Origin of the sequence: Candidatus Mycolicibacterium alkanivorans (genome assembly GCF_022760805.1) — a bacterium.
GTDB classification, from domain to species: Bacteria; Actinomycetota; Actinomycetes; order Mycobacteriales; family Mycobacteriaceae; genus Mycobacterium; species Mycobacterium alkanivorans.
Genome location: NZ_JAIVFL010000001.1, coordinates 2,464,154 through 2,487,223, shown reverse-complemented (window position 1 = coordinate 2,487,223; position 23,070 = coordinate 2,464,154). Strand labels below are relative to the sequence as shown.

Sequence of the window (23,070 nt, the reverse complement as noted above, 5' to 3'; positions counted from 1 at the left end):
CCGGGATGAGAGGCAACGATGACCGCTGAGACCCGTTATTACCAGGACCTCGTGGACTGGCTGACCGCAAGAGTTGCCCGGCAACTCAACGTGGCGCCGGACACCATCGACATCGACACCCCGTTGGCCGATTACGGGATTGACTCCGCCGCGAGTCTGAGGCTGTGCGCCGACCTGGAGTTCGAGAAGGGGATTCCCGTCGAAACCACGATTGTGTGGGATTACGCCACCATTGATGCCATCGCGGCGTACCTGGTCACCGAGCGGGTGCTGCCATGATGCCGATCGCCGTGGTCGGTATCGATTGCCGCCTTCCCGGCGCGCCCGACAAGGACGCGTTCTGGCGACTGCTGATGGATGGCGTGGTGGCCGACAGCGAAGTGCCTTCGCAGCGTTGGGATGTCGACGCCTACTATCGCTCCGACGGTGCCCCGGGATCGACGAACACCCGGCGTGGGCACTTCATCGACAATGTCGACACATTCGACAACGACTTCTTCGGGATAGCACCCGTCGAGGCGGGGGCGCTTGACCCGCAGCAGCGCCTGCTCCTGGAATCAACCTGGCGCGCCATCGAAGATGCCGGAATCGACCCGCGGTCGCTGGCCGGCACCCCGACCGGAGTCTTCGTCGGCATCATGTCCAGCGAGTGGAGCAACCTGCAGATTCTCGACTTCGCCGGGCTCACGGCCGTCCGCGGCACGGGCAGTGGCTATTTCATGGCCGCCAACCGAATCTCCTACCACCTTGGTCTTACCGGACCAAGCGTGGCCATCGATTCAGCCTGCTCGTCCTCGCTGACTGCCGTCCACCAGGGCTGCGCAGCCCTTCGCTCGGGTGAGGCCGATACCGTCATCGCCGCTGGTGCGAATCTCATTCTGACACCGTCACTTTCGATCTTCTACACCCAAGCCGGGCTGTCCGCGCCGGACGGTCGCTGCAAGCCGTTCGGGCTTGGCGCCGACGGCATCGGGCGGGGCGAGGGCGTGGCCGCGGTGGTGCTGCGCCGACTCGACGACGCACTTGCCGACGGGCAGCCGATCTATGCCGTGGTGAAGAGTTCGGTCACCAACCACGACGGCCGAAGCAACGGCATCACCGCCCCGAGCCGCCGGTCGCAGGTGGAGCTGATGCGCCGGGCGCTGAGCCTGGCAGAGGTCGAGGCCGGACAGGTCGGCTTCGTCGAAGCGCACGGCACCGGCACCGTGCTCGGCGACATGATCGAAGCCAACGCTCTTGGCGACGTGCACAAGACGCGAGCCGGCGAGCCCTGCCTGCTCGGTTCCGTGAAGGGAAACATCGGGCACACCGAAGGCAGTGCGGGGATCGCGGCTTTCATCAAGACGTGCCTGTCGCTACACCATGGCGTGTTGCCACCGACGGTGTTCGGCGACAACGCCAATCCAGCCTTGCGGCTGGCCGAGCACGGCCTGCAGTTGGCCGACGGTCCGCGGAAGTTACCGGCGAACGGCACGCTCGGCGCGGTGAGCTCCTTCGGCCTCGGCGGCAGTAACGCGCACGCGATTCTGGAGACGGCGCCGGCTACGGCACTGCCCGTCCCTGGTGCGATCGGCGTCCTTACCATTTCGGCGCCGTCGGCGCAGGCGTTGCGGCGCAACGCCGAATCGATGAGCGCCGCGCTGGAGACCCTCGACACCACGCAGGTGGCGTCCTGGTGCCGCTCGACCAACGTCGTCAAGCGATCAAATCGGCATCGCCTTGTCGTCGCAGGCGACCGCGACACCCTGATTGATAGGATCCGCCAATTTGCGGCAGGCGCCGGTGTCGATCTCGTATCGTCCACCCCGCCCCACCGAGCCCCGGCCGGCGTCGGGCTCCTGTTCTCGGGTCAGGGCTCCCAGTACCCGGGCATGACACGGCGACTCTACGACGCTCATCCTATTTACCGGGCGAATCTCGACTCCGCGGCGGCCGCCCTTGATCCGCACGTTGGATCGGACCTGCTCGCAACGATTTTCGGCCGCACAGCCGGCCTTGATCACACGAGCCTCGCGCAACCTGCATTGTTCGCAGTGTCCTACGCGCTGGGAAAGACTCTGCTGCAGAGCAGAATTCGGGTGCGATTCGGCATCGGCCACAGCGTCGGGGAGATCGCCGCAGCCTGCCTGGCCGGTGTGTTTACCCTCGACACCGCCGCCAAGCTCATCGCAACCAGAGCGCGGTTGATGGGCGCGCTGCCTCCGGGTGGGGCAATGATCGCGGTCGACCTGAGCGTCGAGCAGGTGCAGGAACTCGTCGCCGGCGAACCCGGGTGCGGGATCGCGGCCATCAATGGGCCGCGATCCGTGACCATCTCCGGGGACGCCGATTCCGTGGCACGAGCCGAAACACTGATTCGGCAGCACGGCGGTAAAGCGAAGACACTGGCCACCTCACATGCCTTCCACTCGCCGCTCATGGAGCCGATGGTGGCGGACTTCCGGCGCGAGATGGCCGGACTCGAGCCAGGACCCGCCGAGTTTCCACTGTTCTCCACGGTGCTCGGTCGCGAAGTTGATGGCGCGGAAATGACCGTCGACTACTGGGCCGGGCAGATCTGTTCGCCCGTACTGTTCTTCGACGCGGTCCAGGCCGCCCTCAGGACCGGTCGCGCCAACTATCTCGCCGAGGCCGGTCCCAAACCCGCGCTGCTCCCCCTCGCCCGACAGGGCGGACTCCCGCCGCAGACACGCTCGCTCACGTTGTGCAGCGGCCCGGATTCCGACGGGACAGAACTGCTCGGGGTGGCGGCCACGATGATGCGCGACGGCTACTCACCCGATCTGGCGACGCTGTACGGAGGGTCGGCCGGCCCGCCGCAGCGGATCCCGCCCTATGTCTTCGACACGTCAAGCCGGTTCTGGTTCGACGGCCCGATCACCTACCGCCGGCAGCCGGCGCAGACCGCAGAGACTCACGCCGGCGATCCCGTCGGCGAGCCTGCGGATACCGAGCAACCGCAGATCGGTGCGGAGGGCGGGGTTCTGGCGCTGATCGCCGATGTCGGCGGCTATTCGGTCACCACGCTCGGCCGATCCAAACGGCTCGCGGACGACTTGGGTTACGACTCGTTGCTGCAGCTTCGCCTTCTGGACCGGCTGCGGGCGGAGTATCCGCCACTGCACGACATCACCGTCGCCGAGGTGCTACCGAGGAGTCACAGCGTCGGCGATCTCGTCGACTTCGTGATGGAGCGGCTCGACGAGGGCGGCACAGCACGATGACGCCCGTCGAATTGGTGTGCTCTCACCACGTCGGTGGCGGGGCCGCATCGTTTCATCCGCTGCGCCTGGCGCTGGCGGACTTCCTGTTCCGTTCGCCGGAACAGGCATTGGTAGCCACCATCGCGCGTGTCGCCAAGGAAGCGGCACGGGAAAGGAATGCACTCCCGTGAGCGTATTAACCCGCGAAATGTCCGCGGCAGCGCGATTTTCGACGCGGCACTTGACCGCAGGCACGGTCGCCGACCCAGTCCGGTTGACCTGGCGTGAAGTCCACGAACAGGCGAAGCGGATGGCCGGCGGTCTGGCCGCGCGGAGAATAGGCCGCCACGGTTCGGTCGCGGTGCTGGCCACCGATGCCGCTGATATCGCGCCGCTCGCGCAGGCGGCCTGGCTGAGTCGCGCCGCGGTGACGATGCTGCAGCAACCAACTCCCCGCACCGACCTGGAAGTCTGGCTGGCCGACACGGTTCGGGCGACTTTGATGATCAAGGCCGATGTGGTCGTTCTCGGCGAGCAGTTCCTGGGTGCCCTGGATCCGCTGACGGCTCAGGGCCTGACAGTCTGCACCGTCGAGTCCTTGCGTCGCGCCGACCCGATCGAACTCGACATGTCGGACCAAGCCGCCGAGTCGGATATCGCGCTGCGGCAGTTGACATCGGGATCAACCGGCATGCCCAAAGCCGTCGAGATCAGTCACGGCAATCTCGCCGCGAATGCCGTCGCCTTGCACGACGGGCTGGAACTCGATCTCAACACCGACGTGATGGCGAGCTGGCTGCCGCTGTCTCATGACATGGGGATGATCGCCTTCGTGTGCTTCCCCATGCAGTTGGGTATCGAAACCGTCGTCGTCCCACCGGAGGAGTTCCTCAAACGACCGCTGGTCTGGGCGGAGTTGATCAGCAGGCACGGCGCGACCATCACCTCAGGCCCCAATTTCGCGTACTCCGTGCTCGCTCGCGTGCTGCAGCGGGCCGACCCGGGCGCCATCGACCTTTCGACGCTGCGGATCGCGGTGAACGGAGCCGAACCGATCGACTACCGCGACCTGACCGAGTTCTCTTCGGTCGGCGCGCGCTTCGGTCTGAGCCCGACGGCGCTGACGCCCGCCTACGGACTCGCCGAAGCCACATTGGTTGCGTCGCTAGGATCGGCGCACAGCCAGGCGACCGTCGACGAGGTCTCGCGGCAGGCCATTGCGGAAGCGCACCGCGCGCAACCGGTCCAAGGCGACTCCGCTGATGTGCAGCATGTCGTGTGTGTGGGGTTACCGGTGACGGGCCTGGAGCTACGGCTGACCCGGAACGGAAGAGCGTTGGCGCCCCGAGAGATTGGCGCAATCGAACTGCGCGGCCCGATGATCGCCGACAACTATCTCACCTCCGGCGGTGTCGTGCCGCTGGCAACAGATGGCTGGTTCGACAGCGGAGACCTCGGTTACCTCGACGAGGAGGGGCGACTCTATGTCTGTGGCCGCACAAAGGATCTCATCGTGCTGGCCGGCAGGAATCTCTATCCGCACGATATCGAGCGCGCGGCCGAGAGCGTCGACGGCGTGCGAAGGGGCTGCGTGATCGCGCTGCGTGTCCACGGTGATCAAGAGGGTTTTGCGGTGCTCGCCGAAGTACGCAACGCGACCGACGACGACGCGCGCGCACGGATCAGCCGCGATATCGCCGCCAGGGTGAGCCGTCAAGTCGGGCACCGCCCGCGGGACATCCTGTTGTTCCCCGCCGGCGCCTTGCCGAAGACGCCGTCCGGCAAGCTACGCCGCAACAGCGCTCGAGAACTGCTCCCGACGTGAACGCCCACAACGGCTATCCGCCAGATCGCCTGGAGCCAGGCGCAGAACAGGTGAGGGACACCTGCGATGTTCTCGTCGTCGGCGCCGGGCCGGTGGGTGCCACCGCGGCGCTGCTGCTCGCCAGCTACGGCATCGACTGCACCGTGGTGGAAGCACGCCGCGAGCCACAACGCCATCCCGCCGCGCATGTGCTCTCCACGCGGTCGATGGAGATTTGGCGTGAGATCGGCCTCGAGCGCGACATCCGCGGCCTCAGCGCCCCTATGCATGAGCTGCGGTGCATCGCCTACTGCACCACTTTCGCCGGGCCCGAACTCGGGCGGGTGCCACTGGCGGACCTGCCCGACGCGCAGATGGACGCGATCGAATCGATCAGCCCTACCGGCAGCGCGCACCTACCTCAGAACATCCTGGAACCGCTGCTGTGGCAACACCTTCGCGACAGTGATCGCATCAATGTGCGTACTGGCTGGCAGTATCGCTCCCACACCGACACCGCCGACGGCATCGCGGTCACTGTCGCCGACACCACTACCGGATCGCGCCGAACAATCTTGGCGCGCTACCTCATCGCGGCCGACGGCGCAGCCAGCACAGTACGGCGCGCGCTAGGGATCACGATGGAGGGTCCGATCCTGCAGAACGTGGTCAGCGTCCTTTTCTCTGCCGATCTCGAGGCATACCGGCGCCACCGCCGCGGCCCGGTCATGTGGACCCACACCGCCAAGGGTTTGGGCGCCACCATCGTGCACCGGCCGCCAGACGACCTGGTGTTCCAGATCCCCTACTTTCCGCCATTTGAGTCGGTGGAAGACTTCCCGGCTGCGATCTGCCACAAGCACATAGTCGATGCGATTGGCGACCCCGCTGTTCGCGTTGACATCAAGTCGATCCAGACGTGGGCGATGACCGCACAAGTCGCCACCGCCTACCGGGCGGGCCGCGTATTCCTGGCCGGCGATGCCGCGCACCGGTTTCCACCGACCGGCGGGCTGGGGCTCAACACCGGCGTCGCCGACGTGCACAACCTGGCCTGGAAGCTGGCATGGGTCATCGCCGGCCGTGCCGACGAGGCGCTGCTGGACAGCTACGAACGAGAACGCCGTCCGGTTGGCGCGGCCGCCACCGCCGACTCGGTGGCCAACTTCGAGGGAATGTTCGATGTCGTTGCCGCACTGGGGTTGCCGCGGCGAGCCGTGCGCATGCTCCCCCAAGCCGTCGCTGCCATCCCGGACTGGGTACCGCGACGCCCCGTGCGCGCCCTCATCCGCGGGCTCACCACGCTGGGATATCAGCGGTTTCGCCTGGCCAAGTCGCCCGGCCGAGTCGGTCAGCGGATCCGCCGCCGGGCCGCGGCTGCGATCGCCCAGCAGGGTCCGCACTATCGCAGCTGGGGACGTGACCTCGGGGTGCGTTACGAACGCGGCGCCATCATTGGCGATCGGCTGCCCCCACCGGTCAGCGATCCAGAGTTCTATATCCCGTCTGTGCGCGCCGGCGGCCGGCTGCCGCACGTCTGGCTCGAGGACCGCGAACGGCGGGTCTCCACCCTGGATCTGATCAGCCGCGACGACCTGACGCTCCTGGTGTCCGACGAAAGCCATTCCGTGTGGTCGCTTGCGGCGGAGGGGCTTCCGTTGTCGGTGGTGCCGGTCGGCGACGCTCGGCGCGAAATATTTCACACCGGGGTCGCTGGCGCCGATCCGGATGCCCTGCTGGTACGCCCCGACGGGCATATCGCCGCCCTGCTGCACTCGGACCGGGATGGTGCTGCGCTGCTGCGGCAAGCATTGCAGGTCGTCCGCGCCTTTGCGCCGACCGACAAAGGACTGATCGCATGAACGACGTTGCGGCACAGGCCATCGAGCCGCGGCTGCTCACCCACCGGCCGGGCTCGCATTTTTCGGTTCACGCTCACGCAACCACCCGCTCTACGTCAAAGGTCATGGTCACTATGTCTGCAATTCCCCCCACGAAATTGGTGCGACTCGTTGAGCGTGCCCGCCATCGTCTGGCACTGACCCATCTGCGGATGGTCCCACCGTATGCGGCGATGATGGAGCTGATCGTCGGCGCCTGGACATCACAAGCCATCACAGCGGCCGTGGAACTCGGTATCGCCGACGTTCTCGACAAGGGGCCGCTGCGGTTGGAAGAGTTGGCCTCTCGGGTGGAGGCGGATCCCGACGCGCTGCGTCGACTGCTACGGGCATTGATCGGCCGCGGCATATTTCGTCAGCGCCGCGACGGTCGCTACGCGCTCAACGCGCTCGCTAAATCGTTGCGTGCCAACGCTCCGCTGTCGGCGGCGGCGATGGCCCAGATGGTGGGTTCGGTCCAACATCGAGAGCATTGGAGCTATCTGACGGACGCGATCAGAACCGGCAAGGCGGTTCTGCCGGTCCTGCACGGCATGGAAGCCTTCGACTACCTCGTCGGGGAGCCCGAACTCAATGAGGTTTTCAACCGCGCCATGGCCGATACCACCGAGATGGCGGTGGATTACCTGATGGCCGCCTACTCGTTCGAGGACTACCAGACCGTTGTCGATGTTGGCGGTGGGGTGGGAAGGCTGCTTTCTGCCATCCTCAAGGCGACCCCGTCCGCCCGAGGGGTTCTCTACGACCTACCGCACGCGCTCGCCGAAGCCCCACCCGTGTTGCGTCAGCACAATGTCGCAGATCGAGTGGAGTTACTGGAGGGATCGTTCTTCGACAGTGTTCCCACGGGTGGCGATGTCTACGTGCTCAAGACGATCCTGCATGACTGGCCCGACGACAAGGCGGTCGAGATTCTCCATTGCGTCCGCTCGGCGGCGAAGGTCGGCACAAAGGTACTGGTGATCGAGTGCGTGATCCCGGACCACGGTCGCGAATTCTTCGGTCATTGGACCGATCTGGAGATGCTGCTGATGCAGGCTGGACGCGAACGAACGGTGCCGGAGTACCGCAGTCTCCTCGAGCGCGCCGGGTTCCGGATGACCCGATGGGTGCCCACTGCCTCACCATTGAGCTTCGTCGAAGCCGAGGCCATCTAGCTCAGGTACGGGGAACGAAAGGATGATTCCCGATGACGTTCTCGCTGGCTCTGTCCGATGAACAGCAACACCTGCGCGATTGGGCGCATGAATTCTCCCTAAAGGTGATTCGCCCGGCTGCGTTCGACTGGGACGACCGCGAGGAGACGCCATGGCCGATCTTGCAGGAGGCCGCCGGTATCGGGCTTTACGGCGACGAGATATTGATGGCGCTCCTGGGCGACCCAACCGGACAGGGTTTTCCGATCCTGGCCGAGGAGCTGTTCTGGGGTGACGCCGGAATAGCGATGTCGATCATGGGAAGCACGCTCGCCGCCGTTGGCATCATCGCTTCGGGCACCGCCGAGCAGATCGCGGAATGGGTGCCGCGATGTTACGGCACCGACAAGGACGTCAAGCTGGGCGCGTTCTGTTCGTCTGAGCCAGAGGCCGGCTCCGACGTGGCGAACATGCTGACCACCGCCAAATACGATGAAGCGTCCGATGAGTGGATGATCTCCGGCCAGAAGGCCTGGGTGACAAACGGCGGCGTGGCCGACGTTCTGGTGGTCCAGGCGGTGGTCGAACCCGGACTCGGTGCACGCGGACAGGCCGCGTTCGTCATGAGCGCCGACACTGCCGGTATCGCGACGCCGCGGAAGCTGCGCAAGCACGGTTTGCGTGCCTCGAACACCGCGGACATCTTCTTCGACAGCGTGCGGGTTCCAGGCAGCGCCCTGCTCGGCGGCAAAGACAAGCTCGACGAGAAGCTCGCACGTGCACGCGAAGGCCGCAAGACATCCCAGCAGGCGGCGATGGCCACCTTCGAGCTATCGCGGCCCACCGTCGGGGCGATGGCCGTCGGAGTCGCCCGCGCCGCCTACGAATACGCACTCGACTACGCGAAGGATCGAGTTGTCTTCGGGCGACCCATCATCGAGAAACAAGCCATCTCGTTCCTCCTCGCCGACATCGCCACCGAGATCGACGCGGCGCGGCTGCTCGTCAGGCGCGCGGCGTGGATGGGCGCAACCGGCCAGAAGTTCGCCTCCGCGGAGGGATCCATGAGCAAGCTGAAGGCCGGCCGGGTCGCGGTATGGACGACCGAACGGGCCATCCAAATCCTCGGCGGCAACGGTTACACGCGCGAATATCCGGTCGAGCGGATGCACCGCGACGCTAAGATCTTCGACATATTCGAGGGGACCGAGCAGATCCAACAGCTGGTCATCGCCCGTTCCATCAGCGGGCTCCGATTGCAGTGACACCGGCCGGTTAGCCAAAATGCGCATGCAACGAACACCTTGGCCACCTCACCAACGGACCGTCGGTGGGGCGCTGTCAGGTTGGTGAGCCCGGGCAGGAGGGAGTATTCGAACCAGCTGCGCCGTCGTGGTCCGCGGCCGGGCGACGAATGGCCACCGCGACGCTTCCCGGTTCGAGGTTCAGGTCCCGCACGGCCTCGGTATTCACTAGGTTCAGCTCGGGCGGTTCTCGTCGCGGCCGTAGGGTGTGGCCGTGCGACCCACACTCAGCAGCGTGCTGCTGGCGGCAGCGCTGGCCATGTGTCTGCTCGGATCGGCCACAGCGCAGGCCGACCCGAACGCCTTGTGGACGATCGTCCACGACCAGTGCGTCGCCGATGAGCAGCAGCAGCACGACCCGGCACCGTGTTCCCGGGTCGATCTCAGCCGCGGCGAAGCCGGCGGCTACGCGGTGTTAAAGGACCTGGTGGGGTACCGACAGTATCTGCTGATCCCGACCGCGCGCATCGACGGAATGGAGAGCGCCGAGCTGCTGGAACCCGGTGCGACGAACTACTTCGCCGCTGCCTGGCGGGCCCGATCGTTCGTCGAGCAGCGGGCCGGCGGAACGATCGCGCGGGACTGGATGAGCCTGGCGGTCAACTCGGCGGTGGCGCGTACCCAGAACCAGCTGCACATCCACGTCGACTGCCTGCGCGCCGACATCCACGATGCGCTGCACGCCGCGGCCGCCACCATCGGCCCGGCGTGGACACCCCTTCCGGTCCCGCTGGTCGGCCACACCTACTGGGCGATGACCGTCGGCGGCACCGATCTGAACGCCAACCCGTTCACCCTGCTCGCCGATGGCCTCGCCAGCGCACGCGCCGACATGGGACTGCACACGCTGGTGGTCGTTGGCGCCACCGACCCCGCGGGCAGGCCGGGTTTCATCATCCTGGCCGACCGCGCCGACGGCGAGACCGACGCCGGCGGCGAGGAGCTGCAGGACCACGACGCCTGTCCGCCGCCGCTGCCGGCGACACCGACCACCGCCAAGTAGTTGCCGCTTCCGAGAAAATCACCGCGAGCGCATTGCTGGTCAGTCCGCCGCCACATTGCCAACATCGGCGACATACATGCAGCGCTAGCGGGGAGGCAACCGTGGCCGAATCCAGGCAGTCCGACGAGGGCGACGCCAGCCGGGACCGTTTCAACATCGGCGTGGACTGGTGGGCAACCATCGTGGCGGGCGTCTTCGTCGTCCTTGCCGTCGCCAACGTCCTTCCCAAGATTCCGTGGTGACCCGTGGCCACCAGTGACCTCGCGCAGACATCCGAAGAGCAGCCGATCTTCACCAGCCGCAACCTGCTGGACTACGTCCCAGGCGTGCTGCTGCTGATCGGGATCGGACTGCTCGGCAAGTACGCCCAGATCTGGTGGAATTCGCTTGCCAAACACCAACATTGGACGGTTCCCGACATCGAGTACGTGTTGTGGGCCATCCTGATCGGCCTACTGATCACCAACACCGTCGGCGTACACCGAATCTTCCGGCCCGGCGTGCAAACCTATGAGTTCTGGTTGAAGATCGGCATCGTCGTCCTCGGCGCCCGGTTCGTCCTGGGTGACATCGCCAAGCTGGGCGGGATCTCTCTGGTACAGATCCTGGTGGACATGGCGATCGCGGGCACAATAATCCTGACGGCCGCCCGGTTGTTCGGGCTGTCCGGGAAGTTGGGCTCGCTGTTGGCCATCGGCACCTCCATCTGCGGAGTGTCGGCCATCATCGCGTCCAAGGGCGCGATCCGGGCCCGCAACTCCGACGTCAGCTATGCGATCGCGGCGATCCTGGCGCTGGGGGCCGTCGCCCTGTTCACGCTGCCCGTGCTGGGCCACGCGCTGGGGCTCAGCGACCACGAGTTCGGGCTGTGGGCCGGCCTGGCGGTCGACAACACCGCCGAGACCACCGCAACGGGTTACCTGTATTCCGAGGAGGCCGGCAAGCTCGCCGTGTTGGTGAAGTCCGTACGCAACTCACTGATCGGGTTCGTCGTGCTGGGCTTCGCGCTGTACTGGGCGTCCCGCGGCGAGGCCGACGAAGTCGCACCCGGGTTCGCGGCGAAGGCCCGATTTGTGTGGGAGAAGTTCCCCAAGTTCGTGCTGGGCTTTCTGGCGGTGTCGGCGATCGTCACGGCCGGCTGGCTGACCAAGGGGCAGGTTGCCAACCTGGGCAATGTGTCGAAGTGGGCATTTCTGCTGACCTTCGCCGGCGTCGGGCTCAACACCAACTTCCGCGAGCTGGCGCGCACCGGGTGGCGGCCGCTGGTCGTCGCGGTGATCGGTTTGGTCGTGGTGGCCGCGGTATCACTGGGGCTGGTCCTGGTGACCTCACGGGTGCTGCACTGGGGCGTGGGCGCCAGCTAGGGCACCCGGACTCAGCTCAGTAGTGTGGCAGCTGCCCGATGCCGGACTGACCGGCCATCCCGTTGAGCTGATCGAGGTAGAGGCGCAGCTGAAGCTGTGACAGACGGCCCCCGGTTCGAGAAGGTGACCGGGCTGCGGGTCGAGGACTTCAAGCTCCTCGATCAGATCGGGGTCTTCAACCCGAGAAGAACCGCCTGTTACCAGGCGGTTCTTCTCGGGTTGACAGGATTTGAACCTGCGACCACTTGACCCCCAGGAACGCGCGGTCGTTCGCTTGATCACCGACGGTCGACATCGACGCTGACGCCTGCGACAGTGTATCGAACGGACGTTCGATACACTGTCGCAGTTGTCACGCCCTCGCCCGTTGCTTCCCTGGGCGCTGAGCCGGCCCACCCCGTTTCGGCGTGTCGCGGAAGCAGAAGCGAGACCTGCCGCCATCAGGGTGTTTTGTCGAGTTCTACGCCCGACAGGCACACGCATGTCACCACACCACCGCACCGCTCCGGCGGGAAAGGACGACCATCCGTGAGCTACACCGCCGCCGACATCACCGAGCTCGACGACGTCCAGCACACACGGCTGCGCCCGGCGGTCAACCTGGGCCAGGACGTGCTGCTCACCGCATTGCGCGAGCTGGTCGACAACGCCGTGGAGGAGGTCGCCGACCCCAGCCACGGCGGGTCGACGGTGACGATCGTGCTGCACACCGACTCCTCGGTGACGGTGACCGACGACGGACGCGGCCTGCCGGTCGACTCCGATCCCGTCACCGGCAAGAACGGCATCGTCAAGACGCTGGGCACCGCGAGGGCCGGCGGCAAGTTCTCGGTGCACACCGACGCCGCCGCCACCGGGGCCGGGTTGAACGGCATCGGCGCGGCCGCAGCGGTGTTCATCTCCGCCCGCACCGACGTCACGGTGCTGCGCGGCGGCAAGACCTACACGCAGAGCTTCGGCCGCGGCTACCCGGGCACTTTCGACGGGACCGACTTCGACCCTGACGCTGAATTCACCCGCGACGACACCCAGAAGCTGCGCGGGGTGGCCAACCGGCGTCCCGACGCCCACGGCACCTCGGTGCGGATCCTGTTCGACCCGCAGGTGGCCCCCGACTGCTCCATCGACATCGGCGAGGTGTTGCTGCGTGCCCACGCCGCCGCGCGGATGTGCCCGGGTGTGCATCTGCAGGTGATCGACGAGGGCTGGCCGCTGAGCGAGGTTCCGGAGATGTTGGTCCGGCCCTTCGACGGCCACTGGGGAACCGTCGCGCTGCTGGAGCTGATGTGCGCCGCGGCGGGCACCTCCCCGCCCGAGTTGAACCTGCTGGTCGAGGGATCCGGTTCCTACACCACCGGCCGGGGACCCACCCCGATGCGCTGGTCGGTGGCAGCCGGGCCCGCCGAGCCGGCCACCGTGGCTGCGTTCTGCAACACCGTCCGCACCGCCAACGGCGGCTCGCATCTGTCCGCGGCGGTGCGCGGCCTGACCGAGGCGCTGGCCGACAAGGCCAGCCGCATGCGCGATCTCGGCCTGGCCAAGGGCGAGGACGGGCCGGAAGCGCAGGACTTCGCGGCGGTCACCGCGCTGGCCGTCGACACCCGCGCACCGGACGTGTCGTGGGACTCCCAGGCCAAGACCTCGGTGTCGTCGCGGTCACTGAACCTGGCGATGGCCCCAGAAGTGGCCCGCGCGGTCGCCGTGTGGGCGGCCAACCCCGCCAACTCCGCGGCGATCACCACCTGGTCGAAGCTGGCCCTGGAGGCGGCGCGGGCCCGCCGCAGCGCCGAGGGCGCCAAGGAACGCTCCCGGGCGGCGTCGAAAGCCAAAGGTCTGGGGACCAACCTGTCCCTGCCGCCCAAGCTGCTGCCCAGTCGCGAGAGCGGTCGCGGCAGTGGCGCGGAGCTGTTCATCTGCGAGGGCGACTCAGCCCTGGGGACGGTACGCGCCGCCCGCGACGCCACCTTCCAGGCGGCGTTCCCGCTGAAAGGCAAGCCGCCCAACACCTTCGGCTGGACCGCCGCCAAGGCCCGCGCCAAAGAGGAATTCGACGCCATCGAACGCATCCTCGGTTGCGGGGTACGCGACCACTGCGATCCGGAGAAGTGCCGGTACGACCGGATCCTGTTCGCCTCCGACGCCGACCCCGACGGAGCCAACATCAACTCCAGCCTGATCTCGATGTTCCTCGACTTCTACCGGCCCCTGGTCGCGGCCGGCATGGTCTACGTGACGCTGCCGCCGCTGTTCGTCGTCTATGACCCGGAGACCCGGATCTACTGCCAGGACGAGGCCGAGCGGGACGAGGCGGTGGCCCGGCTGCGTGCCACCTCCAGGCGCAAGGTCGAGGTGCAGCGCAACAAAGGTCTCGGCGAGATGAACGCCGATGACTTCTGGAACACCGTGCTCGACCCGGCCCAGCGCACCGTCTACCGCATCGGCACCGACGACAAAGCCCTCCAGTTGCACCACACCCTGTTCGGCGGCCCTCCGGAGGGACGTCGTGACTGGATGGCCGCTGCCGCTGCGCGTGTCGACACCGCCGCCCTCGACCTCAACTAAGGACAAACCAGACCGATGACCGTCATCGAACAGAACCCCGACCTGGTCCACGACGTCTCCGCCGAGGACTACTGGAACCACTACCAGCTGATCTTCGCGCTGTATTCCGTCAGCGACAGGGCGATTCCGTCGGCCTACGACGGTCTCAAGCCTGGACAGCGGCGTCTGCTCTACCAGATGTATTCGTCGAATCTGTTGCCCGGCAACAAGCCTCAGAAGTCCTCGAAGGTCTGCTCGGCGGTGACGGGCAACCTCCACCCTCACGGTGGGGTCGCCATGTACGGCGCCGCGGCGCTGCTGGCCGCCGACTTCCAGCGGGTGAAGATCATCGACGGCCAGGGGGCGTTCCCCCGCATCCAGGGCGACATCCCCGCGGCCGACCGCTACACCGAGATGCGGCTGTCGCCGGCCGGAGCGGCGCTGACCGCGGAGCTGGCCGACCACGCGGTGCCGATGACGGAGACCTTCGACGGCGAGTGGGTCGAGCCGCTCGTACTGCCGGCCCGCTTCCCGGTTCTGCTCGTCAACGGAGCCATCGGCATCGCCGAGGGCTGGGCCACCAAGGTTCCCGCACACAACCCGCGCGAGGTGATGACTGCCTGCCGTGCGCTGCTGGCCGACCCGGAGCTGTCCGACGACGCCCTCGTGGAGCTGCTCCCCGGACCCGACTGGGGCTGCGGCGGATCGGTGGTGGGCTCCGAGGGTCTGCGCGACTACGTCACCACCGGAAAGGGTTCGTTCACCGTGCGCGGGAAGCTATCGGTGGAGGGACGCAACGTCGTCATCACCGAACTGCCGCCCGGGGTGGCGAGTTCGACTGTGCAGGAACGCATCCGCTCCCTGATCACCGGCGGCGACCTTCCCGCCGCGGCCGACATGTCCGACCTCACCGACCGGCGCAACGGGCTGCGGATCGTGGTCAGCGCCAAACGCGGGCACTACCCCCAGCAGCTGGTCACCACGCTGCTCGCACTCACCCCGCTGGAGTCCACGTTCGCCGCCAGCCTGGTGGCCCTCGACGCCGACCGCATCCCGCGGTGGTGGTCGGTGCGGGAGTTGATCGCCTCGTTCCTGACGCTGCGCGACTCCGTGGTGGTGCGCCGCAGCGAGCATCGGCTGGAAAGGGTCACTGCCCGCAGGCATCTGGTGTCGGGTCTGCTGCTGGTGCACATCGACATCGACGCCGCCGTCGCGGTCATCCGTGGTTCGGACACCGTCGACGAGGCCCGCGCCGGACTGTGCGCCCGCTTCGGCATCGACGACGTACAGGCCGACTACGTGCTGGCGCTGCAGCTGCGCCGGCTGACCCGCCTGGACGTCCTCGAGCTGCGCGCCGAAGCCGACAAGCTCGACGCCGAGCACGCTCAGCTCACCGAACTGCTCGCCTCCCCCGAGGCCCGCAAGGTGCTCATCGACGCCGAACTGGCGCAGACCGCCAACCTGTTCGACGGAGCGGAGTTCGACCGGCGCACCGCTTTGGACTTCGACGCCACTCCGATCGGCGGATCTTCCGGCGAGGATGGCTCACGGGAGCGCAAGCCCAACCCGGCGTGGCGCCTGGACCACCAGGGCATCCTCTCCGAGAGCCACGGCGAACTGCTTTCCGGTGGGCTGGGTTGGGCCGTCTGGACCGACGGCCGGGTCAAGTTCACCACCGGCGCCGGTCTTCCGACCCGCATCCGTGACGTTCCGGTCGCGCCTGACATCACCGGACTTCTCGGCTCAGGAGTTCTGCGTGCGGGGGCGCACCTGGCGCTGGTCACCCGCCGCGGCAAGGTGCTGCGCATCGACCCCGCAGTGATCAACCCGCAGGGCGCGGCCGGCAACGGGGTCGCCGGGGTTCGCCTGGCCGAGGACGGTGACCAGGTGATCGCCGCGCTGCCGATCACCGGCGCCGAAACCGAGGCGATCCTGTCGGTGTCGGAGAAAGGCTGGAAAGTGACCGCCTGCACCGACATTCCGGTGAAGGGCCGCGGCGGAGGCGGGGTCGGATTCCACCCCTTTATCGCCGGCGAGGACATCCTGCTGTCGGTGACCGTCTCCCCCGCCGGATTTGCCCGGAACGGGAAGACGGTGCGGGCCGAGGTCAGGTCCAAGGCGACAGTCAAGGGCGCAGCCGGGGACGTGGCTCCGGCGGGGTAACCCGACGCCGGCGCATCATTGTCGAGTTACCGCGTTCAGTGCACCAAGCATTGATCAAGGTTGTCGCGGCGTTGCATGCCGGCAAGGCCGTCACCATCGCGCCGCAGACGATGAAGTTGACCACCCAGCAAGCTGCGCGCCGAATCGCCCCCGAACTGCTCCACCCTTGACCTCACCCGCCTCACCTCCGTGACCAGCAATCCGGACTTCGATCTAACTGGTTTCCGATATATGCCGTTGCCGGTGCGACTGAGCGTAGCGTTCGAGCCAGAGCCGACAGCGCCTTCGCGATCGTGAAGCAAGATGAGACGAGAGTGTTAGATCAGCTTTCCGGCACGCTAATTACGGCAGGAGCACTACTCATGAGCACGATTACCGCCAATACGAACCCGATCGTCGTCGACAACACCATCTCTCCGCCCGAGGCCACGGGCACCACGACGGTCACGTACAAAAAGGAACCCGAGGAGGAGCTGTGGGAGATGCAGCCGGGGACCGGCTGGGCGAAGGTCAACGTCCATACCTTGACCGGTCTCGGTGACGAGGCCGACTACTCGGGAACATACTCAATCACTTTGAGCCCCGGCCAGATCTACACTGCGGGCTTGTTCTTTCCGCTGCATTCACCCGTGTCGACCGATCCCCTCGGCCCCAAAGTCGTTGTCATTGCGGTGTTGAAGAAGCCGACGGCAAAGAAGCTGATCACCGATCACAGTGGCTCCGGCGGGGGCACCTGGCTGAGCCATGGGATCAAGACGAGCAAGCCGACAACACTCTTCCTCGCCGGCGCCAGCCGGTCCCGGGCCGTCCTGAGCAAAATCGGCATCCCACATCTGGCTGATCCCGACGCTGCCATCCCCGCGCCGCTCGGACCCGCAGTGAGTCATATGTTCGAGCTCAAGCCTCTGGTACCGGGCCACCACTACTTCCTCACTGCGATGGTCGTCGATGCAGGCGGCAACTGGGAAGTGCTCGAGGTCGAGCAGGACTCGCTCAAGCGAAAATTGACCATTCAATTTCCCAAAATGGTCGTCTTCAACGACGGCGACTGGGCGACAACAGGTGAAGCGGAATTCTGGTTCGATGTTTCAGCGGGAAGCGACAGCGCCCCGACCAACTCACTGCAATCCTTCAACCTCCCCGAGCCTGACCTCGACGACTGGGGCGAAACCGGTCGCCCTTACACCCTAGGTTACGCCTACATAGAGGCCGAGGCACAGACAGTGCCGGCAGGGCGGACCAAAATCTGGGTTCACTCATGGGCGCGCGAGGACGACGGACCGTGGGGCGACGACACGGCGGGAAGCGCGATCGACCGCGGAAAACGAATCGACCTTCCCGACGGGCCCGCGGAGAAAGTATCCAGTAGCAGCTTCAAGATGAACATTCCCGCAACGTCAGGCGCCTTGCACTACTCGGTCGACGTCAGCTTCGCCGTCGACTACCTCCCGTGACTGGGGAGAAGCAAGGGCATCAGGGACCAGCGTTCGAGAGGTGTTGAGCCACGACGACGAGGTCGGGGTGAAATGCAGGTGAAACCGTTTGTGTCGGCCCGCCGACGTTGTTCGTCTGGGTGTTTGTGGGTGGCGCAATTATCCAGAATCAGGTGCACGGCAAGGCCTCTGGGGACTTGTCGATCACGGCTAGCGGTGCCGGACCGGACAATCTTCTGATGCCCGTCAAACCAAAAACCGGACCCACGCAAAAGCCGGAAGCGCCCTTGGTCGAAACCGATCCTTGAGCAGGGACCCCACGTCCTGCTCTCACGACACGCTGGAAACTCCAGTCACACCGACCTCACACGCCCCAAGTGAGAAAACCTCACTGTCTCACAGCCGCAAAGCGGTCCCGGCGTGATGGCGAGGACTAAGCGACGCGAGCCACACACCCAAGGAGATAGAAGGTCCTTTACGCGCACGACCGCCAACGTCGCTGCCTCTGCTGCACGATCTTTGCACCCGCCCTCCATTACGGACCGGGTTTGGAGGTGGAAAGTCGGCAGCCGGTACCCCCGGATAGGAGGGCAGCTTTCTGCGATCCCAGACGCAGGGTGGTGCCGGTTTCGGTGGAGAATTGGACATCGTGGTCGTTGGGGGCGTCTTTGAACACAGTCACGGCGACGTCACCCAAGCCAGCAGCAGCGCGGCGGGCGATGTCGTAGGCCTGTGGCCAATTCTGTTCAGGGATAGGAACATCGGAGACGTAGTTGGCTATCAGGATTTGGTGGCCATCTGACTGCTCATAGGGCGGGTTGCACCCACCCCGGCTTTCCTCGCGGCGCCACGACCAGGTAACAGCTGGGGCCAAGGCTGAGATTTGTTGTCCGACTTGCTCGATGACCGCCTTTACGTGCTCATGTGTGTCCTCGAGCGAGGGCAGGGATGTCAACGATGCCGCAGCCTTGCTCGCATCGGTGGGATCGGTGGGTTGATAGGGATTGCCCATGTGACATCCTGCCGCTAGTAGTGCGATTGACGCTAAGCACGCCACGGCGCTGAGCCGTCGCGAAGCGATGGTGGATCGCAGTGTCATAGTCGATGTGCTCACTTCTGTACGACGGGGGTGGTGCCGGCGATGACGGCGGCGATGTTGTATCCGCTGGTGTAGAGCTGGTTGTGGGTGCTATCCCAACGGGGGTAGTCGCTGTGTCCGCTCGCGGCGCCAAAAGTACGTCCATCAGGGACGGTGGCCGCACCGGTCTCGAGGTGGGTGAAGTTCGGGTTGGTCGCCGGGTTCGGGCCGAATTGACCTGCGCCGCTGAGGTCCATCTCGGTGACCACCGTCCTCGCAAGCGGCCCCAAAGGTGGCGGCAAAAGTTCGGTCGCGTGGATGAGCGGTTTGCCGTCGTAGGTCCATCGGATCGGATCATCCGGGGTCTCCATGGCGAAGACGTGCCCCGATTGGAGTCCGAGCTGCGCCGGGGTGCTGGCTTCGATGCCGGGTGACCCGTAGAACAGTGCGTTGTCGACGCCGTGATTTCCCGGTTCCTGCAACGCCAGTCCGGTAGTCAGCGATCCGTAGGAGTGGCCGATCGCAGTGAGGTCCATCGGGCCCTGGTGGGTGGCGTTGATGCCGTCGTAGAACCCGGCCAGGTCATGGGCGCCAGCCTTGGCGACCGCGTCGTGGCTGACTTCCCAACCACCCGTGACCGATCCGCCGATGTCGTCAGGGCCGGGAATCTGTGGCGGGTCGTATCCGATCCACGCGATCGCCGCGACCGATTCGTTGCCTCGTCCTAAGAGGTCGAGCTGCTTGCCGGCCTCTTGCCGCACGTTCATCGCCTCGTCGGTCATTCCGCCGATGGCGCCGTGCACCGTGGTGTTCAGACCTGGGGCGGTCACCGAGACGTGATCGGCGGTGTCGGGGTCGCCGACGGCGATCGCAGCGCGGGCTTGGCGGCCAGTGTCCGTGTCGAGCAGCATCAGTTTGCGGTCCGGGTTCCCTTCGAGCGCGCCGTACACGGCTTTCAGATCAGGCAGGTACTTCGCTCGGTTCGTCGCGTCGTCCAGCTGAGTTTTCCAGACCTGGTAGGCATCTCGGTTGCGCCCGTCGTTTCCGGCTTGTCGGGGGTTGGGCAGGTTCTGGCCGTTGGCCCAGTCGGGGTGTGCCGCCTTGAGTGCGTCGACCTGGCGCTGTGCTGGCTGAGCCCGAGCGAGCTGGTCGGCTAGGTTGAGGCGGTTGTAGTGGTCCTTGCCCGGGATCTGATCATCACCGACCGGCATGCCGTTGTGGTTGCCGATATTGTGATCGCGGCTGTACAGGTAATCCTTCTGCTCTTTGGACAACTTGTTCCACATGTCCTCGAACTGTTTGGGATCCTCGGGCAGCGGCTTGTCCAGTGCCGTCTTGTCGATCGGGGTGTTCGGGATCGGCACCGAACCGTCGGCCATGTGAATGGCGTTGGCCAGCGCCATATCCACCAGGTTGGCTTCGCCGACGATCTTGTCGACCCGCGGCTGCAGCTGTTCTTGTTTGAGCAGCAGTTCCATCGCGTCGCCCTTGAATCCTGGCCCGGCAACGACCCTCCCGGAGACCGGATCGATCTCCATCCCCAGCAATTCGGCGTCAGCTTTCACTGTCGCCAGCTCCGACCGGATGCGCTCGATGTTGTCCGCGGCGCTGCGGGCGGCATTGGCCACCGCTTGGGCTTCGTTGCCGTGTGCGTCGAGGTCTGTGCGGGTCTTGCCGAGCGCCTCTTTCGCCGCCTCGGCGGTCTCGCCACCCCAGTCGGTGAACCCGGGCAACGTCGCCAACCCGTTCGCGGCGTCTCGGGCGGCCTGCGCGCGGCTGGTCGCGGCGTGAAACACCTCCCGGACATCCCCGGCGTCCCACCGTTCGATGTCGGCAACCGTCAACGTCACGGCGACAAATCAGCGCGCCGTCTGCCCGGCGACCGCATCGGCTGCCTGCCCGACGGCACCCAGCGCGCGGGCGTTGGCAGTTTCCATCTCGTGGAAGCACTGAGCGGTGGTGTGCAGGCCTTGCGCGTGATCGCTGAGCCTGGTGAGCAGCGCAGTCGTCGTCGCGGCCCACGCCTGCGACTTGGCCACCATCGCCACCGCCGACTGACCCTGCCACCCGCTTTGAGCTGCCTCTACCCGATTGTCAGCGGCGGCGTGCTTTGCCGCCACGTCCTCGCCGTGCCCAGTCACAACCACACCGGCCGCGAGAAGGTCCTGCGGATTGGCCCGCAAAGCCACGATGACACCCCCCTTGACTGATCGCTCTTCCGCAACCATGCATAGCAGCGAACAGAGTACGTGCGCCAGTCACCCAGAGGCGCCGCTTAAACGCACGTCATGCACGCCGGAACCGGCGTCGCTGGTAGAACCGGGAATGTGATGGCCCAATCACACCGTGCCCATCGACCCTCAACAAGCGGCATTAAGCCCGCCGACACGACACACCGGCCGAAATCTGGGACACCGACGATCCCCTGACAACGCGATATTGATCCGTTCATCGTCATCATCGGTCCGTCACAGAATGGGAGACACAGCCATGGAACGGCCCAACACGCGAAACCTCGACACCTCGGAACAGGCGACCTCCCGCAAAAACCGGGCACCATTGAGCGAAGACGCAATTAGGACCATCGCGGAACGTTCCGCCGCGGCATCGATGAAGCTTGAGAACCGCGAACTCCCCGCCTACTACGTTCGGCCCATCCGTCACGGCGCGGGGCTGTTCTGTTCGCTGGAAATCGGGCCATAGCGGCGCTCGGAGATGGCCGCACCGCCGCGAAGCGGCAGAGGGCGGTCGAATCGTCAACGCGACGGAACACGATCGCACATCGACTTTGCTTCGGTCGCGCCGCCGATCGGTCTAACACTCACGAAGCCGTGGATCATCAGTGATCCACCAGCACGTTTGTGCCACGCCGAAACCGGCTACGGTACACATATGGAGGGCGGCGCGCTGCTAGCCGACCGCTACGAGGTGAGAGGCGTTTTGGGCTGCGGCGGGATGGCCGAAGTCCGCGACGGCTGGGACACACGGCTACAGCGGCCGGTGGCGGTGAAGCTGCTGCTTCCGGCCCAGAGCATCCACCCCGACATTCGGCGGAGATTCGAGGATGAGGCCCGTGCGGCGGCCACCCTCAATCACCCCAACATCGTGTTGGTCCACGACTTCGGCGATCACCAGGGCACTCCCTTTATCGTGATGGAACGTTTGCCCGGTGTCACCCTTGCGGACCGCATCGCTCAAGGTCCGCTGGCACCGACGCATGTACGGGCGGTGCTCAACGACGTTTTGTCTGCCCTCGCGGTCGCACACAATGCCGGGATCCTGCACCGGGACATCAAGCCCGGCAACATCCTCGTCTCGGCTACCGGGAATACGGTGAAGGTGGCCGACTTCGGCATCGCCAAGACCGCCGGAGCTGCGCTCACGATGACAGGCCAGATCGTCGGCACGATGGCCTACATGAGCCCTGAGCGAATTGCCGGGGCACCGGCCTCGGTGGCAGATGATCTCTACGCCGTTGGCGTCGTGGGATATGAGGCGCTCGCCGGGCACAGGGCCTTTCCGCACGACAATCCGGCCGCCTTGGCCCACGCTGTCTTGAATGTCCCGCCGCCGCCGCTTGCCATGGTCCGTCCTGATCTCGATCCCGCACTCGCCGGGGTGGTGGATCGTGCAATGAAACGGGATCCCGGCCAACGCTTTGGCAGCGCAGACCAGATGCGCGCCGCCTTCGCACGTGATCAGATGGCACTGTTCGCTGGTGTGACTCCCGTTGCCGCCGCAGCGCGGCCATCGACCAAGGTGCTCACCGGGCCGTTCGCACCGTCGGCAACGCAGTTCGTACCGCCGCCCCCGCGACGCCGACTGGATAGTGGCAGGCGCAAGGTCGTGGCCGCTGCCGCCGTTTTCGCAGCGCTCATCCTGGCAGTGCTCGGCCTCGCCCTGGACCCGTCGTCGTCCCAGCAAGCACCGCATCCGATCAGCACAAGCACGCCCGTGCCCACCCCGACCAGCTCGCCACCGCCGCCGTCCCCGGCGTCTCCCACGGTGCAGAGTCCGCAGGTAGAACCCGGCCCCGGCCCCGGTGGCGGGCACAAGAAGGGCGGAGGGGGCAAACACCGTTAACCGCAATGCCCTTTGCGCTAGACCTGCTGAGATTCGTTCTCGAGCTGTTGGACGCAT

Annotated in this window: 19 protein-coding genes and 2 pseudogenes; 17 read left to right on the top strand and 4 right to left on the bottom strand. The window is 66.0% G+C overall.

Annotated features, from left to right (window positions below; genetic code table 11):
- Window positions 1-18: 18 nt before the first annotated feature.
- The 15 genes and pseudogenes from K9U37_RS12355 to K9U37_RS12285 all read left to right on the top strand — a co-directional run bounded on the left by K9U37_RS12355 (window position 19) and on the right by K9U37_RS12285 (window position 17,873).
- Window positions 19-279 (top strand): acyl carrier protein, encoded by a 261-nt coding sequence (locus tag K9U37_RS12355; protein WP_243071933.1) that lies wholly within the window; start codon window positions 19-21, stop codon window positions 277-279.
- Complete coding sequence (locus K9U37_RS12350; protein WP_243071932.1) at window positions 276-3,224, top strand: type I polyketide synthase; 2,949 nt, start codon at window positions 276-278, stop codon at window positions 3,222-3,224. Before K9U37_RS12355 ends, K9U37_RS12350 begins: the two co-directional genes overlap by 4 nt.
- The gene (locus K9U37_RS12345; protein WP_243073497.1) at window positions 3,221-3,394 is read left to right on the top strand and encodes a hypothetical protein; all 174 of its coding nucleotides are present in this window, start codon (window positions 3,221-3,223) and stop codon (window positions 3,392-3,394) included. Before K9U37_RS12350 ends, K9U37_RS12345 begins: the two co-directional genes overlap by 4 nt.
- Window positions 3,391-5,028 carry a fatty acyl-AMP ligase gene (locus K9U37_RS12340; RefSeq protein ID WP_308197431.1) on the top strand — a complete coding sequence of 546 codons (1,638 nt, stop codon included), beginning with the start codon at window positions 3,391-3,393 and terminating at the stop codon, window positions 5,026-5,028. The genes K9U37_RS12345 and K9U37_RS12340 overlap by 4 nt, the downstream gene beginning before the upstream one ends.
- Window positions 5,029-5,078: 50 nt before the next feature.
- Window positions 5,079-6,869, top strand: coding sequence for an FAD-dependent monooxygenase (locus K9U37_RS12335; protein ID WP_243071931.1), 1,791 nt, complete (start codon window positions 5,079-5,081; stop codon window positions 6,867-6,869).
- 113 nt (window positions 6,870-6,982) lie between these two features.
- Complete coding sequence (locus tag K9U37_RS12330; RefSeq protein ID WP_443627150.1) at window positions 6,983-8,065, top strand: methyltransferase; 1,083 nt, start codon at window positions 6,983-6,985, stop codon at window positions 8,063-8,065.
- A 32-nt stretch (window positions 8,066-8,097) separates the two neighbouring features.
- Complete coding sequence (locus K9U37_RS12325) at window positions 8,098-9,309, top strand: acyl-CoA dehydrogenase family protein (protein ID WP_243071930.1); 1,212 nt, start codon at window positions 8,098-8,100, stop codon at window positions 9,307-9,309.
- A gap of 253 nt (window positions 9,310-9,562) precedes the next feature.
- Entirely contained in the window at window positions 9,563-10,351 is a 789-nt protein-coding gene (locus K9U37_RS12320; protein WP_243071929.1) for a CDP-diacylglycerol diphosphatase, read from the top strand.
- A gap of 101 nt (window positions 10,352-10,452) precedes the next feature.
- Window positions 10,453-10,593 carry a hypothetical protein gene (locus K9U37_RS12315; protein ID WP_243073496.1) on the top strand — a complete coding sequence of 47 codons (141 nt, stop codon included), beginning with the start codon at window positions 10,453-10,455 and terminating at the stop codon, window positions 10,591-10,593.
- Window positions 10,594-10,596: 3 nt separating this feature from the next.
- On the top strand, window positions 10,597-11,715 hold the full coding sequence (locus K9U37_RS12310; RefSeq protein ID WP_372489508.1) for a YeiH family protein: 1,119 nt from the start codon (window positions 10,597-10,599) through the stop codon (window positions 11,713-11,715).
- Between the two features lie 96 nt (window positions 11,716-11,811).
- Window positions 11,812-11,964, top strand: a complete 153-nt coding sequence (locus K9U37_RS12305; RefSeq protein WP_243071928.1) for a hypothetical protein — start codon at window positions 11,812-11,814, stop codon at window positions 11,962-11,964.
- A 279-nt stretch (window positions 11,965-12,243) separates the two neighbouring features.
- A complete protein-coding gene (locus K9U37_RS12300) occupies window positions 12,244-14,277 on the top strand; it encodes a toprim domain-containing protein (RefSeq protein WP_243071927.1) in 2,034 nt (677 codons plus the stop codon).
- A gap of 15 nt (window positions 14,278-14,292) precedes the next feature.
- Window positions 14,293-16,419, top strand: a complete 2,127-nt coding sequence (locus tag K9U37_RS12295) for a DNA gyrase subunit A (protein WP_243071926.1) — start codon at window positions 14,293-14,295, stop codon at window positions 16,417-16,419.
- Between the two features lie 20 nt (window positions 16,420-16,439).
- A pseudogene (locus tag K9U37_RS12290) lies at window positions 16,440-16,556 on the top strand (DNA-binding protein); the annotation flags it as partial.
- A gap of 225 nt (window positions 16,557-16,781) precedes the next feature.
- Window positions 16,782-17,873, top strand: coding sequence for a hypothetical protein (locus K9U37_RS12285; RefSeq protein WP_243071925.1), 1,092 nt, complete (start codon window positions 16,782-16,784; stop codon window positions 17,871-17,873).
- A 42-nt stretch (window positions 17,874-17,915) separates the two neighbouring features.
- Here K9U37_RS12285 and K9U37_RS12280 read toward each other — a convergent pair.
- The 4 genes and pseudogenes from K9U37_RS12280 to K9U37_RS12265 form a co-directional block, all read right to left on the bottom strand.
- Window positions 17,916-18,058, bottom strand: a pseudogene (locus tag K9U37_RS12280) (transposase); the annotation flags it as partial.
- A gap of 329 nt (window positions 18,059-18,387) precedes the next feature.
- Window positions 18,388-18,864 carry an LppA family lipoprotein gene (locus K9U37_RS12275; RefSeq protein WP_243071924.1) on the bottom strand — a complete coding sequence of 159 codons (477 nt, stop codon included), beginning with the start codon at window positions 18,862-18,864 and terminating at the stop codon, window positions 18,388-18,390.
- Between the two features lie 98 nt (window positions 18,865-18,962).
- Window positions 18,963-20,780 (bottom strand): alpha/beta hydrolase, encoded by a 1,818-nt coding sequence (locus K9U37_RS12270; RefSeq protein ID WP_243071923.1) that lies wholly within the window; start codon window positions 20,778-20,780, stop codon window positions 18,963-18,965.
- Between the two features lie 9 nt (window positions 20,781-20,789).
- The gene (locus K9U37_RS12265) at window positions 20,790-21,119 is read right to left on the bottom strand and encodes a WXG100 family type VII secretion target (protein ID WP_243071922.1); all 330 of its coding nucleotides are present in this window, start codon (window positions 21,117-21,119) and stop codon (window positions 20,790-20,792) included.
- Window positions 21,120-21,420: 301 nt separating this feature from the next.
- On the opposite strand from K9U37_RS12265, the gene K9U37_RS12260 reads away from it, so the two are divergent.
- Both K9U37_RS12260 and K9U37_RS12255 read left to right on the top strand, forming a co-directional pair.
- Window positions 21,421-21,633, top strand: coding sequence for a hypothetical protein (locus K9U37_RS12260; protein WP_243071921.1), 213 nt, complete (start codon window positions 21,421-21,423; stop codon window positions 21,631-21,633).
- 189 nt (window positions 21,634-21,822) lie between these two features.
- On the top strand, window positions 21,823-23,013 hold the full coding sequence (locus K9U37_RS12255) for a serine/threonine-protein kinase (protein ID WP_243071920.1): 1,191 nt from the start codon (window positions 21,823-21,825) through the stop codon (window positions 23,011-23,013).
- Window positions 23,014-23,070 lie beyond the last annotated feature (57 nt).

Bases quoted from the DNA above. Each gene is read 5' to 3' on its own strand.
- K9U37_RS12355 (WP_243071933.1), top strand. From the start codon at position 19: ATGACCGCTGAGACCCGTTATTACCAGGACCTCGTGGACTGGCTGACC.
- K9U37_RS12350 (WP_243071932.1), top strand. From the start codon at position 276: ATGATGCCGATCGCCGTGGTCGGTATCGATTGCCGCCTTCCCGGCGCG.
- K9U37_RS12345 (WP_243073497.1), top strand. From the start codon at position 3,221: ATGACGCCCGTCGAATTGGTGTGCTCTCACCACGTCGGTGGCGGGGCC.
- K9U37_RS12330 (WP_443627150.1), top strand. From the start codon at position 6,983: ATGTCTGCAATTCCCCCCACGAAATTGGTGCGACTCGTTGAGCGTGCC.
- K9U37_RS12325 (WP_243071930.1), top strand. From the start codon at position 8,098: ATGACGTTCTCGCTGGCTCTGTCCGATGAACAGCAACACCTGCGCGAT.
- K9U37_RS12295 (WP_243071926.1), top strand. From the start codon at position 14,293: ATGACCGTCATCGAACAGAACCCCGACCTGGTCCACGACGTCTCCGCC.
- K9U37_RS12285 (WP_243071925.1), top strand. From the start codon at position 16,782: ATGAGCACGATTACCGCCAATACGAACCCGATCGTCGTCGACAACACC.
- K9U37_RS12275 (WP_243071924.1), bottom strand. From the start codon at position 18,864: ATGGGCAATCCCTATCAACCCACCGATCCCACCGATGCGAGCAAGGCT.
- K9U37_RS12260 (WP_243071921.1), top strand. From the start codon at position 21,421: ATGGAACGGCCCAACACGCGAAACCTCGACACCTCGGAACAGGCGACC.
- K9U37_RS12255 (WP_243071920.1), top strand. From the start codon at position 21,823: ATGGAGGGCGGCGCGCTGCTAGCCGACCGCTACGAGGTGAGAGGCGTT.